Annotated in this window: 16 protein-coding genes and 1 riboswitch; of the genes, 9 read left to right on the top strand and 7 right to left on the bottom strand. The window is 47.4% G+C overall.

The features are described 5' to 3' along the window. Positions 1 to 11 precede the first annotated feature (11 nt). Both hutU and hutC read right to left on the bottom strand, forming a co-directional pair. Positions 12 to 1,688: a urocanate hydratase gene (gene hutU / locus Q1A08_RS09195; RefSeq protein ID WP_299772099.1), complete on the bottom strand. Its 1,677-nt coding sequence runs from the start codon at positions 1,686 to 1,688 to the stop codon at positions 12 to 14. A gap of 81 nt (positions 1,689 to 1,769) precedes the next feature. Continuing rightward, positions 1,770 to 2,471: a histidine utilization repressor gene (hutC, locus tag Q1A08_RS09200; RefSeq protein WP_299772101.1), complete on the bottom strand. Its 702-nt coding sequence runs from the start codon at positions 2,469 to 2,471 to the stop codon at positions 1,770 to 1,772. A 175-nt stretch (positions 2,472 to 2,646) separates the two neighbouring features. Here hutC and hutI point away from each other — a divergent pair, with 175 nt between their 5' ends. Then, positions 2,647 to 3,849 carry an imidazolonepropionase gene (hutI, locus tag Q1A08_RS09205; protein ID WP_299772103.1) on the top strand — a complete coding sequence of 401 codons (1,203 nt, stop codon included), beginning with the start codon at positions 2,647 to 2,649 and terminating at the stop codon, positions 3,847 to 3,849. Between the two features lie 114 nt (positions 3,850 to 3,963). Beyond that, complete coding sequence (gene hutG / locus Q1A08_RS09210) at positions 3,964 to 4,956, top strand: formimidoylglutamase (RefSeq protein ID WP_299772105.1); 993 nt, start codon at positions 3,964 to 3,966, stop codon at positions 4,954 to 4,956. 80 nt (positions 4,957 to 5,036) lie between these two features. Here hutG and Q1A08_RS09215 read toward each other — a convergent pair whose 3' ends face one another. After that, positions 5,037 to 5,252: an NF038104 family lipoprotein gene (locus tag Q1A08_RS09215; RefSeq protein ID WP_299772107.1), complete on the bottom strand. Its 216-nt coding sequence runs from the start codon at positions 5,250 to 5,252 to the stop codon at positions 5,037 to 5,039. Between the two features lie 287 nt (positions 5,253 to 5,539). Between Q1A08_RS09215 and Q1A08_RS09220 the strand changes: the two genes are divergently transcribed. Then, complete coding sequence (locus Q1A08_RS09220; protein WP_299772109.1) at positions 5,540 to 5,692, top strand: hypothetical protein; 153 nt, start codon at positions 5,540 to 5,542, stop codon at positions 5,690 to 5,692. Between the two features lie 28 nt (positions 5,693 to 5,720). Then, positions 5,721 to 5,909: a hypothetical protein gene (locus Q1A08_RS09225; RefSeq protein ID WP_299772111.1), complete on the top strand. Its 189-nt coding sequence runs from the start codon at positions 5,721 to 5,723 to the stop codon at positions 5,907 to 5,909. Between the two features lie 225 nt (positions 5,910 to 6,134). Here Q1A08_RS09225 and Q1A08_RS09230 read toward each other — a convergent pair whose 3' ends face one another. Together Q1A08_RS09230 and Q1A08_RS09235 are read right to left on the bottom strand one after the other, a co-directional pair. Continuing rightward, on the bottom strand, positions 6,135 to 7,418 hold the full coding sequence (locus Q1A08_RS09230) for an MFS transporter (protein ID WP_299772113.1): 1,284 nt from the start codon (positions 7,416 to 7,418) through the stop codon (positions 6,135 to 6,137). Positions 7,419 to 7,540: 122 nt separating this feature from the next. Further along, complete coding sequence (locus tag Q1A08_RS09235) at positions 7,541 to 8,992, bottom strand: aspartate aminotransferase family protein (protein ID WP_299772115.1); 1,452 nt, start codon at positions 8,990 to 8,992, stop codon at positions 7,541 to 7,543. A gap of 138 nt (positions 8,993 to 9,130) precedes the next feature. Next, a riboswitch (SAM-I-IV-variant riboswitch) is annotated at positions 9,131 to 9,285 on the top strand. A 189-nt stretch (positions 9,286 to 9,474) separates the two neighbouring features. Here Q1A08_RS09235 and Q1A08_RS09240 point away from each other — a divergent pair. Both Q1A08_RS09240 and Q1A08_RS09245 read left to right on the top strand, forming a co-directional pair. Beyond that, complete coding sequence (locus Q1A08_RS09240) at positions 9,475 to 9,810, top strand: hypothetical protein (protein WP_299772116.1); 336 nt, start codon at positions 9,475 to 9,477, stop codon at positions 9,808 to 9,810. A gap of 36 nt (positions 9,811 to 9,846) precedes the next feature. Further along, the gene (locus Q1A08_RS09245; RefSeq protein WP_299772118.1) at positions 9,847 to 11,025 is read left to right on the top strand and encodes an MFS transporter; all 1,179 of its coding nucleotides are present in this window, start codon (positions 9,847 to 9,849) and stop codon (positions 11,023 to 11,025) included. Here the strand turns inward: Q1A08_RS09245 and Q1A08_RS09250 are convergent. Further along, entirely contained in the window at positions 11,022 to 12,167 is a 1,146-nt protein-coding gene (locus Q1A08_RS09250; protein ID WP_299772120.1) for a hypothetical protein, read from the bottom strand. The two genes, Q1A08_RS09245 and Q1A08_RS09250, sit on opposite strands and share 4 nt — an antisense overlap. Before the next feature lie 54 nt (positions 12,168 to 12,221). After that, positions 12,222 to 13,007, bottom strand: coding sequence for an RNA methyltransferase (locus tag Q1A08_RS09255; RefSeq protein WP_299772122.1), 786 nt, complete (start codon positions 13,005 to 13,007; stop codon positions 12,222 to 12,224). Between the two features lie 206 nt (positions 13,008 to 13,213). Between Q1A08_RS09255 and Q1A08_RS09260 the strand changes: the two genes are divergently transcribed. From Q1A08_RS09260 to Q1A08_RS09270, 3 genes are all read left to right on the top strand, one after another. Further along, positions 13,214 to 13,672 (top strand): MaoC family dehydratase, encoded by a 459-nt coding sequence (locus tag Q1A08_RS09260; RefSeq protein ID WP_299772124.1) that lies wholly within the window; start codon positions 13,214 to 13,216, stop codon positions 13,670 to 13,672. A gap of 50 nt (positions 13,673 to 13,722) precedes the next feature. Then, the gene (locus tag Q1A08_RS09265; protein ID WP_299772126.1) at positions 13,723 to 14,637 is read left to right on the top strand and encodes an SDR family NAD(P)-dependent oxidoreductase; all 915 of its coding nucleotides are present in this window, start codon (positions 13,723 to 13,725) and stop codon (positions 14,635 to 14,637) included. Positions 14,638 to 14,825: 188 nt separating this feature from the next. After that, positions 14,826 to 15,398 (top strand): hypothetical protein, encoded by a 573-nt coding sequence (locus tag Q1A08_RS09270; RefSeq protein WP_299772127.1) that lies wholly within the window; start codon positions 14,826 to 14,828, stop codon positions 15,396 to 15,398. Positions 15,399 to 15,837 lie beyond the last annotated feature (439 nt).

Here is a 15,837-nt window from a genome sequence, read left to right on the forward strand (position 1 = left end):
GGCTATGTTCCTTATTGATCCAGCATTGGAAGATTCAGGCCATTTTCTTTGGCGCAGTTAATCGCGATATCGTATCCCGCATCGGCATGACGCATAACGCCGGTAGCTGGGTCATTCCACAATACTCGCCCTAAGCGTTGCTCGGCAGCGTCTGTTCCGTCCGCAACAATTACCACGCCTGCATGCTGACTAAAGCCCATGCCAACACCACCGCCATGATGTAAGCTCACCCAAGTAGCGCCACCGGCGGTACTTAGTAAAGCGTTCAACAAAGGCCAATCGGAAACGGCGTCAGAGCCATCTTTCATACTTTCGGTTTCACGGTTAGGTGAAGCTACAGAGCCTGAATCCAAATGGTCGCGACCAATAACGACAGGTGCTTTAAGCTCACCACTTTTAACCATTTCGTTAAAAGCTTTGGCCAAGCGGGCGCGATCTTTTAAGCCAACCCAGCAGATACGGGCGGGTAATCCTTGAAACTCAATTCGCTCACGGGCCATATCTAACCAGTTGTGAAGATGGGTATCATCTGGAATGAGCTCTTTTACTTTGGCGTCGGTTTTATAGATATCTTCTGGGTCACCACTTAAGGCGGCCCAGCGGAAAGGTCCAATACCTTCACAGAAAAGTGGGCGGATGTACGCTGGAACAAAGCCTGGGAAATCAAAGGCATTTTCAACACCCACTTCCTTGGCCATTTGACGGATATTATTACCGTAATCCAAAGTGGCTGCGCCTCGCTCTTGCAATGCCAGCATGGCTTGCACCTGAACCGCCATAGATTCTTTCGCCGCTTGTACAACAGCCGCTTCATCTTTTAAACGCATTTCGGCGGCTTTTTCCATGCTCCAGTTTTGCGGCAAATAACCGTTAAGTGGATCGTGGGCACTGGTTTGATCAGTTACCACATCTGGGATGATATTGCGCTCAACCAATTCGGGGAAGATATCGGCGGCATTACCCAGTAAACCGATAGAGATGGCTTTGCCTTCTTGTTTGGCTTCTTCAATCATCGCCAAGGCTTCATCTAGGTTTTGTGCCTTTTTATCCAAGTAGCGATTAGATAAACGAAAATCAATGCGGCTTTCATCGCATTCAACCGCGACCATTGAAAAGCCTGCCATGGTTGCCGCCAATGGCTGAGCGCCACCCATGCCACCAAGGCCACCGGTTAATACCCATTTGCCGCTGGCATCGCCATCGAAATGTTGACGGGCCACTGCGCCGAAGGTTTCATAAGTACCTTGAACAATGCCTTGGGAGCCAATGTAGATCCAAGAGCCGGCGGTCATTTGGCCGTACATCATCAGACCTTTTTTATCGAGCTCGTTAAAGTGTTCCCAGTTGCCCCAATGTGGTACTAGGTTTGAGTTGGCGATCAAAACACGTGGCGCATCGGCGTGAGTTTTGAATACACCAACAGGCTTACCACTTTGAACCAGCAGAGACTCATCGTCTTCAAGATTGGTCAGTACTTCCACAATCTTGTCATAGCAGGCCCAGTCACGAGCAGCGCGGCCGATTCCGCCGTAGACCACTAAGTTGGCCGGGTGCTCAGCAACCTCAGGGTCAAGATTGTTCATCAGCATGCGCAGTGCAGCTTCAGTTAACCAGCTTTTGGCGGTTTTTTCTGTTCCGGTCGCGGCTTTGATCAGTCGCTTCGGATCGTGGCGAGTATCAGTCGTCATAAGTCACCTATTTATCACTGGGCTTGTGGCCCGCGTTACTGTGTTTTTTATGCGTTGTGTGTCAAACAAACAAGAGAAAAATTATTGCTTTACGTGGCCGCCTAAACAGTAGCGGTCACCAGGGTGTATTAAAGTTGCCAAGCTCACCACGCCTTTAGCCGACCAGGTACGACGACTAATCTGTAGGCAAGGGGACATACGATCGATGTCTAAAGCACTGGCAATTTTTTCTTCTACCAGTACAGCCTCAATCTTGTGGCTGGCTTCAGTTAACGGGGCCACTTGGCTTAGGTACGCATTGGGCGTGCTCTGGCTAAAGTCTTGCTGCAAGTATTCTGGTGCCATAGCAGGGTTAACCAAACGATCCTCCCATTGCAGTGGAAGGTCATCTTCATAATGCACGATCAAACTATGGAAGAGCTCGGTTCCTGGCTTGATATTTAATAGCCAAGCCTGCTGCTCATCGGCAGGGCAGCTTTCCATGTGTAAAATTTCGGCACGGTAGCGGTGGCCACGCTGCTGGACTTCGTCGGCGATATTGCGCACTTCCATCATCGATGCGACTGGCCGTTGTTCCGCAACAAAGCTCCCTAGGCCAGGTGTTCTAATGAGCAGACCATCGTCTGTTAAGGCTTGCAGGGCGCGGCGAGCAGTCATGCGGCTAACATCAAATTGCTCACATAATTGATTTTCAGAGGGCACCCGATCGCCAGGGCGCAAGTCGCCTTGGTTAATTTGGCTTTCAATATGTGCCTTTATGGTTTCGAAGCGTGGTGTCGCCATTTATTCCCTGCCTGGTTTGTTCCATTGCTTAGGGTTTTCCCTGCCGGCTAGGAACAATTAAGGTTGTCTATGGTTGTATATACAACTAGAATGCCATTAACTTGTCAATCTTGGCAAGCGATAATGTCGATAAAAGCAGTGGCCCAAACGGCCAATAAGCACAAAAGGCCTGAAAATGCTGGATCAGCTGATAGAAAACGTTCATCTCATAACTTTGGACCCAGAGCAGCCAGCTGCTTATGGCTTGCTGGAAAACGCCTGGTTGGCCATTGATCAGGGCAAAATCCATAGCCTGGGGCAGGGTGCTGCGCCAGAGGCCGAACTAACGGTTGATGGGCAAGGACAGTTTATTAGCCCAGCATTGATTGACTGCCATAATCATCTTATCTGGGGTGGCAATAGGGCACAGGAATTTGAATGGCGCCTACAAGGGCGCAGTTACCAGGAGATAGCTAAAGCGGGCGGAGGTATTGCCAGTACTGTAGCCGCAACGCGAGCGGCAACGGATGAAGAGCTCTACCAAGGCGCAGCGCAGCGTTTGCAGGCTTTGCTGGACGAAGGTGTCACAACGGTCGAGGTTAAATCGGGATACGGGCTAAGTTTAGAGCAAGAGCTGCGAATGTTGCGCATTGCCAAGCAGCTATCGACCGAGTTTTCTGTTCATATCAGCACGACCTTATTAGCAGCCCATGCTCTGCCGCCGGAATTTAAAGACAATGCCGATGCTTATATAGATCTTGTTTGCCGCGAGATTATTCCGGCAGCCGCAGTCGAGAAGCTCGCGGATGCTGTCGATGTGTTTTGCGAGGGTGTTGGCTTTACTCCTGATCAATGTCGTCGAGTTTTTGAAGCCGCCAAGGCCCATAGTTTGGCGATCAAAGGCCATGTAGAGCAATTAAGTGATCTTGGCGGAGCTAAGTTGGTGGCTGAATTTGACGGCTGGTCAGTGGATCATATTGAGTATTTGCAAGCGGGCGATGTCGCGCACTTAAAAGAATCAGATACGGTGGCCGTATTGCTGCCGGGTGCTTTCTATTCTTTAAAAGAAACGCAGCTACCACCTATTGCCGCCATACGCGAAGCCAATGTGGCTATGGCGGTTGCGACAGATTTAAACCCGGGTACTTCTCCTTTGGCCTCGCTGCGCCTAGCGATGAATCAAGCCTGTGTGTTATTTGGCTTGACGCCGGAAGAGAGCCTGCGTGGCGTCACCCAGCATGCCGCCCAAGCTTTGGGCTTGTCGTCTCAAAAGGGAATGCTAAAAGTGGGACTCGATGCCGATCTACTTATGTGGAATATAGGGCATCCCAGTGAGCTGAGTTATGGTTTTAATTTAGTTAAACCTGCGGCCATTATTCGTGAAGGTAATTGGTTGTAAGCATTTTTGGCATTAGGCTTTTAGCTAATGGCTTTTAAACGCTAGCCTTTTAGCTAATGGCTCTTGCAGCCTTAAGCTCTTAAAATACTGATAAATAATAACTGAGGTATGCTGATGTACAGCCCATTTGATGCGAAATTATGGCAGGGCCGGGTGGATGACGAGGAAGATCGCCCTGCGCCACGTTGGCACCAAATTGTTAAGGATTTTGATCAGGCTGCCGGTAATTTGGAGCAAGCTCCGGTTTTGCTGGGCTTTGCCTGTGACGAAGGGGTGCGCCGCAATAAGGGACGTGATGGTGCTGCAGAAGGCCCAGCGGCCTTGCGCCAAGCTTTGGCCGGTTTAAGCTGGCAGCCGATAACTTACTTAGGTGCAGAGCTGAAAGAAAGCTTATTTGATGCCGGTACTGTGACCTGTGTTGGCCCAGATATGGAAGCGGCTCAACTTGAGTATGCCCATAAAGTCGCGAAGATTATTCAATCGGATGGTTTAGCGATTGGCTTGGGTGGTGGTCATGAAATTGCCTGGGCGAGTTATAGCGGTTTAGAAGCTGCGTTACGTCAGCAAGAAAAAGATGTAGCGCAATTGGCGGTGCTCAATATCGATGCGCATTTGGATCTCAGAAAGCCTGCTGAGCATGGTTCTTCCGGAACGCCTTTTCGACAGATTGCTGAGCATCGTGAGCAGCATGATTGGCCTTTTCACTATGCATGTTTTGGTGTTAATCCTAGTGCAAATACGCGTGCTTTATTTGATTTCGCCGCTGATAAAGAGGTTTATTGGCGCGCCGATGTTGATTGTACAGAGTTAGATCTTCCTGCGATGGATTTGGCACTGCGTGATTTTCTTTCCGATAAATCCGGCCTTTACTTGACCATTTGTTTGGATGCAATTTCAGCGCCTTTCGCCCCGGGTGTTAGTGCGCCATCGGCCCTGGGCCTATCACCAAATGTCGTGCTTCGTTTAATTCACCAGCTGCGCCAAATTTGCGATGAACTAAATGTGCCTTTGCTGCTGGTCGATGTCGCTGAGATGAACCCTAAATATGATATTGATGGCCGTACCGCAAAGCTGGCGGCACGTCTTATTCAGGCTTGTGTAGAATAGAGGCTAGCGCAAGCTAAACTTGGTGGGGCGAAAGCCCCTCTAATGGTACCTTTTAAAGTTATCTCTTAATTCCGCCCCCATCACTCTTCATCATTATCAGGCTCATCGTCGTCCTGGTCTTCGTCATCGTCATCACCGTCTGGAATCGCAGCATCGACAACGGCGACGGTTCCTTTTACAGCAACTTTGCCAACGCCGATGACCGTAGATGCGGCCGCATCGGCAATGGCGACGACGGTACAGCCTTGCAAATTTAAAAGAACAAAAATAGAGAGTGCTAAGAGAAGTGTTTTCATAGAGTTGACCTTAATAGTTGATCCTCTAGGTATAGTTAAGCAGTACAAGAATTAAAAACTATTGGCAGGTGCTGATTATAACTCAATGCGCTCTCATGCCTTACTTAAAGTGCATGACTATCAGTCTGCGGTGTGAATTGAACATTAGATCAGAACTTTTGGCTGCTTTAAAGATAAACAGTATGGTTAATACTAAGCGCAGTCAGTAGTAATTCTCTACTGGCGTGAATGTAAGAACATAAATGTTCTTATTTAGCAGTAAATTTCTAAATGAATAGGTGTTGAAAATGCGAAAATTAGAAAAATTTGAGTTGTCTGAGCCGTCAGGTGGTGTACTCCCGTTGCTTATAGGTGCGGCTATTCTAGTCATGGTCAAAGGTTGCAAGGATGAGCACAATGCTGACGCTAAGGTAGATAAAGCCAAGAATCTAGAAGGTTAAAATATAACATTACAATAGGTACAAGAGAATGAAAGAAATACAGAATTTCAATCAACTTAGCTTAGTTCAAGGTGGCTCTAAAGGAGGTGCATCAATCTCTGATGAAACCGAAGAAACGATAGCTGGTGGGTTTATCGACTCAGTAGTTGGAGGGCTGGAAGCAATTGGTGCTGCTTTTCATGACTGGGGGCTTTGTCCCTGGGGTGAAGGCCATTAAGTGTCTACTATTAAAAGAATGGTTAGCAAGAAAAACATTCAAACATTTATTGTGATTGTTTTTTTGCTTGCTACTTCTTCAGTATGGGTGCCCGCGCTGGAAGATCTAGGGGGGATCATCCATGATTTAGGCTTTTGTCCTTGGCATGAAGGGCATTCATAGTGCTCAACAGTGGTGCTCTTTTAGCCGATAGAGGGGCGAATTTGCCCCTCATTTTTACCTTAGTTAAAAGCGAATGATTTTATGAAGAAACACACCGCTAATACTGGCGGCAACACATAAGAAAAACAAAGGCCAAATATTCACCTGGAAGTTACTGTCAGCCATGATTTGCCCTACTAAAAAGGTACCCAAGCCGCCACCTAAGATCATCGCAGTGCCGTTAAAAACACCGGAGCCCTGAGCGACCAAGTGTTGGGGGAATAGGCGTTGAACGACTGGGTGTTCACAGGCCGTAAAGGCCGTAATGCAGCATACACCTAGGGTGAATCCCAGCATGGTGACCATGAGTGATTCTTGGTTAAAGGATAGAAATAAAGTTAAACCACCCAAGAAAAAGCAGATGGCTGCGTTTAAAGCCCGGCGACTGGTCTTATCGCCGATCCAAGTGAAAGCAAACAAGGCCAAAAGAGAAAAGGCGTAGGGCACGGCATTGAGATAGGCAAGGTCAGAGTATTCTACGTCGTCTCGGCTGGATAAATAACTGGGCATCCAGTTGCTGATACCTACCGCTAGCATATTATTAAATATTCCCATGCACTGAGCGGCAATATATGCTGGGCTGCGAATCACTTGCCATAAGGCATAGCGTTGCGGTTGGCTGCTGTTATCAAAATCGCTGTGATCATCTTGTTTTGGCGGATGGTCTTTAACAAAGAGATATACCAAAGGAAGGCTCAACAGTAAGCCAGCGATGGCCAATAAATGAAAGCCACTGCGCCAGCCAAAATGATGCATCACCGGCACCAATAATAATGGCCCAGTTAAGATAGCCATAAATAAGCCTGCCATCCAAATACCGGTAGCGCGACTGCGCTCGTTGTCAGTAAACCAGTTTTTGGTGAGCTGGTTCATCATCGGAACGTGTGTACCTTCGGAGATACCCAGCAAGATTCGGCTGGCAATAAAAACCAATAATAAATGACTGAAAACAGCGCCAAGGGAAGTAAAAACAGACCAAAGTACAATGATAATAAGAAGGCTTTTTCTTGGCCCTAGCCGCGCTGCAAATGGCGTTAAAAATAAATTGGCCAGGCCATAAGCCATATAAAAGCAGCTCATCAATAAGCCGCCATAATACTGTTTATCGCTGAGGCTCCACTGCATTTCTTCTGCGATCAGTGGCAGAGCTAAGCTGATATTCATGCGGTCGAGATAACCAATATACATGGTTACCATCAAAACCAGGGGAATTTTCCAGCGGCCTGAGTGCTGAATGGCTGGGGTGATATTTCCAGCCGGTATTTTTAGATCGGCATTTTCCGTAGCAGTTGATTGCGGGGCTGACATAGGGCGACTACTCGCTCAGCGTTCTATTATTTGTTGTTATGAACCTGCTCACCTTAATCCAAGCTTAAGACGAGCGAAGCCCCAAATTCAACTGTGCAATTTAGCGGGTATTGTTCTAAAAGTTAAGTGCTAAACATGCGATTTACAAATTCAGTGATAAGTTGGTCACGAATATTGTGCGGCATGGCGTTTAACAAATTGTTAATTTCATCCATATTTTCAGGCGGCTCGCTGCCATCGCCGCCAAACATGGCTGCCAAATCACTAAATAATTGTGGGCTCGGGTTTTCGAATAGAACGGCAATTTCTTCTGGCAACTCAACCATGGCAGCTTTGGCTTCATTATTGTCCAGTTCTTGCACACATTCTTTTAGATCGACTAAAAACTCTCTAAAACCATGTAAGTTTCCATGGCTGATGGTGAGGTGAATATTGGCCGGTGAAGCGCCGAAGGCAAATTGTGGTTGAATATACCAGTTGCGCTTTTTCATTTGCTCAGCCAGTTTAAAGACATCAATCTTATCTGAACTGAAAGCCAATAGGTTCATTTTGGCATCGCCCAATAGATCGAGCTGCGGGATATCGGCGATAGCGCCACGGATTTCGTCGGCAGCGGCCTGGGTTTTTTCAACCAATTCCAAATAGCCTTGTTTGCCCAGCTTATTCATTATCGCCCAGCAGGCAGCAACAGGGCCGGCACTCTTAGTAGACATCACCGTAGGGTTAATGACCGAGTAGCCAGTCCAGCCAGACCATGCAAAATATTGGTGACGGCGCATTAAGTGGCCATGCTTATACAAAATAGCGGAGGCGCCTTTAGCGGCGTAGCCCAATTTGTGGAAGTCCATGGATATTTGGGTAACGCCCGGTACGGAGAGGTCGAATTCGCCAGTATCAAAACCGAGCTCTTTCGCAAACGGCAGGTACATTCCTCCGACGCAACAGTCGACATGCAGTAAGATGTCTTTTTCTAAAGCAATTTCACCGAGTTCACGCACTGGGTCAATAACTCCGTGAGCATAAGAGGGTGCTGAGGCTACCATCATAATGGTACTGGGAGTGATTGCCTCGGCCATGGCGGCAGGGTCGGCAGTAAAGCGAATCGGGTCTACCGGCACCACAACGGGTTTGACATCAAAGTAGTGGCAGGCCTTAAAGAAAGAAGCGTGTGCTGTTTCAGGTAGTAGCAACTCAGGCTCGCTAATTTCTGGCCTATTCTCCCGAGCAAAGTCCCTTGCGGTTTTTACCGATAGGAGCAAGCTTTCGGTGCCGCCGCTGGTAAAGCTTCCCTCGGCTTCAGGCCCACCATTCATAAGGTCTAGAGCCATGCGTAGCACATCTTTTTCCAGTTCCATCGCCGAGGGGAAGGTGGTTGGATCCAAGCCATTCTCGGTTAGGTACATATTGAAGGCTTCTTTCAACAGCGACATAGCCTCGGGACCGGCATCGTAAACGTAGGAGAAAACCCGGCCCTCACGCCAATTGAGATCCTGCTTTTGGCGGTCTTTCAGTTCCTTTAATAGCTCCTCACTATCACGTCCTTGCATTGGAAATACGGCGTTTTCTTGGCTCATGGTTTTCTACTCGATATCGATTTCTATGGTTTAAATCCTTATTGGTACTATGGTACCAATAAGCTTATTAATGATACAAGAGGCATTGTTGTATTGATTATCCCTTGACCAGCTTGATCGCTGCCGTTAGTATGCTCGCACTTTCATCCAGAGGGTGGCATTTCGCCATCGCCAACCTGCCAACTTGGGCAAGGTGGTTGCTGAGAAGGGACGGCATAAGATCGTTCCCAGCGATGAGGCTAGCCGATTTACAAGACAGAGCTCTTGAATCGCTGGCAACAAAGCAAGGCTACAGGCATATCGAATATCGAGCCCTCACTGGATGTGTTTTTAAACACTAAACCTTTGAGGGCTTTTTTGTGGCTGTCTATTTGAACATGCTGTTCAAAATGTACTGTGGTAAATCCGATTTATTGCCAGAGCGAATGTGAAGCTAACCCCTTAGCTATCACCTTTGTACTGTAATAATTTTGGAGAACATCATGTCACGGGCCATTGATTTTTGGATAAGAAGTAACAGCCCCTTTTTAGGTTTGAACCGCAATCGCTGCGTCAGTGAAATAAATCGTCAGAACTGTTTTAAGGCTGGCGTTTTGTTGAGCGATTCTTTGTATTTGTATTTAGCGGAAGGCAAAGTTCCCGGTAAGCGGGGCTCAATTTTTGCGTTGATCGCGTATAATCCTTTGAGTAAAACTACCCTTTGGCAAAAGAACTATACATGTCTGGATACGGCTATAGAGCAATGTCAGCTGCAAGTTTCCGCATTGGCTTTGCCAACACCTTGTCAGCAAAGTGCATCCGAGAACAACGCGGCTTAATTCACTGTTTTTGTTTTAGCTGCCATAAGGTGGCCTATGAATAAGATGCAGCGTTACCTAGGGGTGGTGGGCAGCGCCTCTTTTGCCAATGGTATTCAAGTAGTGTTGTTACCTTGGTTGGCGCTGCTGAGTTTAAACTCATCAGCACAAGAGCTGGGCTGGGTGCAAGCTAGCGTCTTATTGCCGAGCTTATTGCTAATGCTCGCTGGTGGGGTCTTAGCTGATCGCTACCCCAGCGTGAAATATTTAGCAGCTCTATATGCCTTATTAGCGCTGGCTCATTTTTCATTACTGGGTTTGCTACACGCGGATAATTTAGAGTTACCCGCTTTGATTGTCTACGGTATGGCAATCGGTGCCATCAATGCCTTTATTCAACCCTTGCGCGAGCGCCTGCTAGCTAATGTCTCGAACAGCTCTGTGCAGCGTTCTGTTAGCTGGGCCAGCTTTTTTCAGTACAGTTTACAGGCCAGTGGCGTATTGTTAGCAGGGCAATTAGATCAAGTGGGCATAGGCTGGGTGTTAGCTTTACAGGTCTTGGCTTTACTGTTGGCCGCAACTTTGTGTCTTAGTTTGGGGGAAGTTCAAACGAAGCGTTTTGAGCTTGCCGCCTGGTCATATGGCTTGGGGTATTGCTGGCGCAATAAAATTACTCGCAGTCTAACCGTTTTGGTCGCTTTTAATGGCTTTTTGCATATCGGTGCCTTTGTGGTGGTGCTACCACTGTTAGTGCGTGATGTGTATCAACGCAGCGCCGATTTCTATGCCTGGTTGCAGCTGACCTTTGTGTTGGGAACAATCATAGCCACTATGGGCTTACTGCGCAGAGCTGAGGTCAAACGGCCAGGAAGGGCTTTGTTTCTATGTGTGCTCTATGCAGCGCTTACTATGCTCGCCATAAGTGCGGGGCCATTGCTCAATGGCTTGTTTATCCTAGTGTTTTGTTGGGGATTGTTAACCGGGGTTTCAGCCAGTTTGGGGCGTAGTTTAATGCAAAGCCAAGCGCCGCAGTCTTTACGCGGGCGATTGTTATCAATTTATCAGCTGGCATTGTTTGGTTCAGCGCCTTTGGGGGCGATTGCAGCTGGCTACGGTGCAGAGTACTTTGGTTTAGCAATGGTGTTGCAGCTCTCAGCAGTCGCTAGTATTTTATTGTTTATATCGGCCTGTTTTTTCAAAAGCCTTTGGCGAGCTGAGTCATCTAGAGAAAACTAATGACTCCTTGAGTTGTTTTGTCCGCCGCATATTGCCGGGGCATGTTGAGTGAAAAAGGCCATGCGATATTTGATTGTCGCTTGGATAATTTCTTGTTGGTCTTGGCTCAGGGTTTCGGGTAAACAGTGGAGCAGATAATAGGGTAAGTAAGATTCGGCTAGGTCTTCAGTGTAAGCACTTTTCATGGCGTAATCAGAAATGACAGTTTGATCCTGACTTTGTGCTAGCCACCATCTGTGGTCATTCCTGAACTTGGGGTCTAGCGCGATATGAGTCATCTCATGAAAGAATGTACCGTCGATGACGCCGTATTGCTTTAATTTATGCAGTGTTTCAACCCCCATGGTAAAGCTGTGCTTTGAGATATTGGCACTTGGCCAGCCTTCCCCTGAATGCAGCTCTATTTGCTTGCTGTGTTTGGCTAGATAGTACGGGATGCGCGCAGCTATAGCGGCGAGCTCCTTTGCCAATTTTTGCCGCCTTTCTTCGGTGATGCTGTCCATAATTACAAGCCTTAAAATTTGCCATGGCTTAGTGTGCGGTGTTGCAGCTTGCGTGTTAGAAGGGCCAAGCTTCACTTCAAAGACCTCTGCGGATAAATCTTCTTTATTGTTATTTTTGAGGGTGCGCAGAGACAGGGGCTTAATTCCTTTGGAATTGATCGACAGAATATTGCGAGCTTTGCTAAATGAACTAGAGCCTGACAGTTTTACTAGGTAGCCCGTACTCTGAAAAGGCGCCTTGAAGTCGGTTTTGTAAAATTGGCCGTTATTGAAGTGCAGCTTTTTTGATTGCCCATAAACGATAGCTTGTACACTCGTATTACCAATTACAAAACAAGGCTTGGGCTCGTCATTTTTGCCGAGACTAAAACGATGGCCTTCTTTAGAACTGAAATAGAAGCTCTGTTGTACGGCAAGTTGTTTGAATGGGTGAGCAGCTCCTTTACCGTCAAGCCATTGTAGTTCGATTGGCTTATCCGACTGGTTGGCAAAATAGACGCTGTATTTTTTCGAAGATTTACTCTCGCTGGCGGAGCAGGTAGATGCCTTTGCTCCGTAGCTATCATTGGCGCTGCTTAGACAGATAAAAGACAAGCTCAATAGCAATTTTATAGATTCGGTGAAGCGTTTTATCAGCATCGGACGTTCCTTGTCGATAGATAGTGAATTTTAGGGGCTAGTCTTGGGTATAGCCTAAATCTGCCCCCTAAAAGCAATCAAGCTGGCTGTTACAGCTACATTTAAAGACTCAACATCGTTATTCATTGGAATGGCCAACATTTTGTTGCAGCGTTCGGCAACATGTTCGCTTACGCCATGGGTTTCATTGCCGAGCACAAATATATTGGCGAGATCACTGGGTACATCTTTGAGTTGATTTTTCGCATGGGAGCTTAAGCCATAAACCTCGGCCGGGTTATCTTCGTGTTGGCGAAAATCATCCAGGCATTTATGCAGCTGTTTACAACGCAAAATACGGGTTCGAAAGAGGGTGCCGGTACTGGCCTTAATTACTAGAGCATCCAACTTGGCGCAGCCTTTCTCGGGTAGGATTAAACCATCGACAAAACCCGCGCAGACCGAGCGAATAATCATTCCAAGGTTTTGTGGGTTGGTAATGCTATCCACCGCCAGCAGCTGATAATTTTTTCGACTTGGTTCATTTAAAAAGTCTTGGTAACTGCCATAAGCGCTGCAGATTAAATCGGCGGCGACCCCTTGATCTTGCTTGGCGTTCTTGGAGATGCGTGAAAGCTCTTGGCGATCGTGGTACAAAATTTCAGCGCCTTTGGCTTTGGCCAGTTGGCTAATTTCCGTGATGATGCCGTCGCTACGATTACTGCTTGCAAGGTGTAGGCGGTGAATTTTTACACTGTCGTCCTGCAGCGCTTCAAGTACGGGTTTGCGGCCAAAAATCGTTAGCAGGCTATCAAAAAAGCGTTTGCGCTCTAGGTACTCTTGGCTGTCATTTGGGTTCATAGGTTGAAACTACATTAAGGAAAACAGAGGGCGCAGTATACCGACATTGCGGTTAAAACTGACAGTTTCTTGGCCCCCTAAGATGATTTTTAATTTTTAGCGCTTAACAGGGTGCAGAGGCGTGAAAAAATCGGTATGTTTACTCTTCACATAAGTTATTGTTTACCATTATCACTATTCATAATATTTATAAGGTGCTATTTAACATGAACATTATCAAGCGGGAAGATATTGCATCGGCCGTGGGTAAAGTGGCTGAGCCAAGCGCATGGCATACAGTAACCCAGGAGCAAATTAACGCTTTTGCCGATTGTACTTTGGATCATCAGTTTATCCATGTTGATCCTGAAAAGGCGAAGCAATCACCGTTTGGCACCACTATTGCCCACGGCTTTTTGAGCCTATCTATGCTGTCTCACTTTTCTGAAACCGCCGGCTTTATGATCGAAGGCACTCAGATGGGCGTAAACTACGGCTGTGATAAGGTACGCTTTTTGGCGCCAGTTAAGGTGAATAGCCGAATTCGTGGTGTGGCTAAGTTGATGTCTATTGAGGAGAAGCACCCAGGCCAATTTATGGTGAAATCTGAATTTACCGTTGAGATTGAAGGCGAAGAAAAGCCTGCCTTAATCGCCGAGTGGATCGGAATGTTGTTTGTTGCCTAAGGGCAGTTTGTAAAGTTTATTGATTAATATTGCTGGCAAGAGGAAGAGCAATGAGTGTTGATTTTAGCGGCCGCGTGGCCATTGTAACGGGTGCTGGTAACGGTTTAGGTCGTAGCCATGCTTTAGAACTGGCCAAGCGTGGTGCCAAGGTTGTGGTAAATGATCTCGGTGGTGCGCGCGATGGTACCGGTGCATCCAGCGCGGCAGCTGATGAAGTGGTTAAGCTGATCACTGATGCTGGTGGTGAAGCCTTTGCTCATGGCGCCAATGTCGCGAAGTTTGATGAAGTGGAAGACATGGTTAAACAAACCATGGAACGCTGGGGCCGAGTTGATATTTTAATCAATAATGCCGGCATTTTGCGTGATAAATCTTTCAGTAAAATGGAGCTGGCTGACTTTCAGTTGGTGATGGATGTTCACGTTATGGGTACTGTGAACTGCACTAAGGCCGTTTGGGAAATCATGAAAGAGCAGCAATACGGACGTATTGTAATGACCACTTCTTCCAGCGGCCTCTATGGCAACTTTGGTCAGACTAATTATGGTGCTGCAAAGATGGCTGTGATCGGTCTGATGAACACCTTAGTTTTAGAGGGCCAGAAATACGATATCCGCGTGAATGCTCTAGCGCCAACGGCGGGTACTCGTATGACGGAAGATCTGATGCCTGAAGAAATTTTGGCTATGTTGAAGCCTGAGTCTGTAACAGCTGGTGCAATGACCCTCGTTACTGATGATGCACCGAATAAGTTTATTTTGTGCGCTGGTGCCGGTGGATATGCGGCTTCTAAAATCGTTGAGACAGACGGAATCTTTCTACCTGAATCCGAGCAGAGCCCTGAGGCGGTATTGGCCCAATGGGATGCTGTAGTGGCTTCAGAAGGTGAGCGCGAGCTAGAAAGCGGCGCGAAGCAAAGTGAGAAGTTCTTAACTAAGGCTATGCAAGCTTTACAAGGCGCTTAATCACACATCCAGGCCCCTAAATCGCCCTATTCTTGGGTGAGTTTGGGGGCTTATTTTCACATCAGTAAATTCGCATGTAACCCACCGCAACATTTTCTCGTCTAATCGTAGATAGTGACCATATCGCCGCAGGGTTTATTTAGCCGTGTTATGGTTCTTCTTCTAAGAAAACGTATTGTGGGGGCAGTATGCAAAGAATAGGAAGCTCGGCCGTATCCAAAGATCGGCATTCAAAGGTGGTCGTAAAGGCTGTGATGACAGCCTGTGTAGCGACGTCAATGGCGCTTGCCAACGCCGGCGCTAACAATGGTGTTCCCTACACGCCACTCAGTGATATCTCTAGTCGTATAGAGCTACAACAAGCTGTCGGCCCCCAGTATTGGCAGAATGGCTTGGGCTCAGTTGGCCAGGCCTACAGCGAAAAGCCCCAATCCTTAGCGATCATGTCGAGTGTATCCAGCTATAGCTTTGCGTTTTCTAGCAGTGCAATCAGCATTGTGAAGGATATTGCCCCTAAGCGCTGTGAAGATCGCCGCTTGATTCAATGGCCGGCTCCGGGCTATTGGGATGAGTTGGTGCAAATTAAAGATGCAGCCCGCCAAGGTGAATGGCAGCAGGCTTTCAGTCTGTCACTGGTGCAGCTGAATCAGTTGGGCGAGCGCAGTACCCAAACGATCAGCCGTATCAGCCTGGCGGTCAATGCGGAGATTCAGTCTTTGCTTGATTATCGTCGTCGCTTAATGAGTTTATTTGGGCGTTAGTACAAGTCTGTAGGTCATCCAAATGCTCGAGTCTAGATTAAGGCTATTAGATGGCTGACAAGCCCCACAGTTAATATAGAGAGTAGAGTCAGATTTTGAGTTTTTGTCTACTGACCAGACTCTAGCTTGGGGCAGTGCTTTTCCGCTCCAACGCTGCATGGATTTGTAACATCCAGTTACTCACCCTACGGGCAAGTCCAATTCTGCTCCAAGCAGAATAGTCATGCAGCCACCCGTTCCATGGGTTCGCGCTTCCATGCGCTCAGCCTTCGGCCAAGCCCAAAACCTCTCCAGGAGGTTTTGTCAGGAGCCTAGTCGCTCCAAAGCACTCCCCCAAGCTAGATTCTTGCTATAGTGGTTTTGAATACGCGCCAAGCTTAAACATCGACCGAATATTCTAGGTGATGTTGAGTTTGTTTGATCTGGTAGGGAGGCTTAT

Origin of the sequence: uncultured Pseudoteredinibacter sp. (assembly GCF_947500695.1) — a bacterium.
Taxonomy (GTDB): Bacteria; Pseudomonadota; Gammaproteobacteria; order Pseudomonadales; family Cellvibrionaceae; genus Pseudoteredinibacter.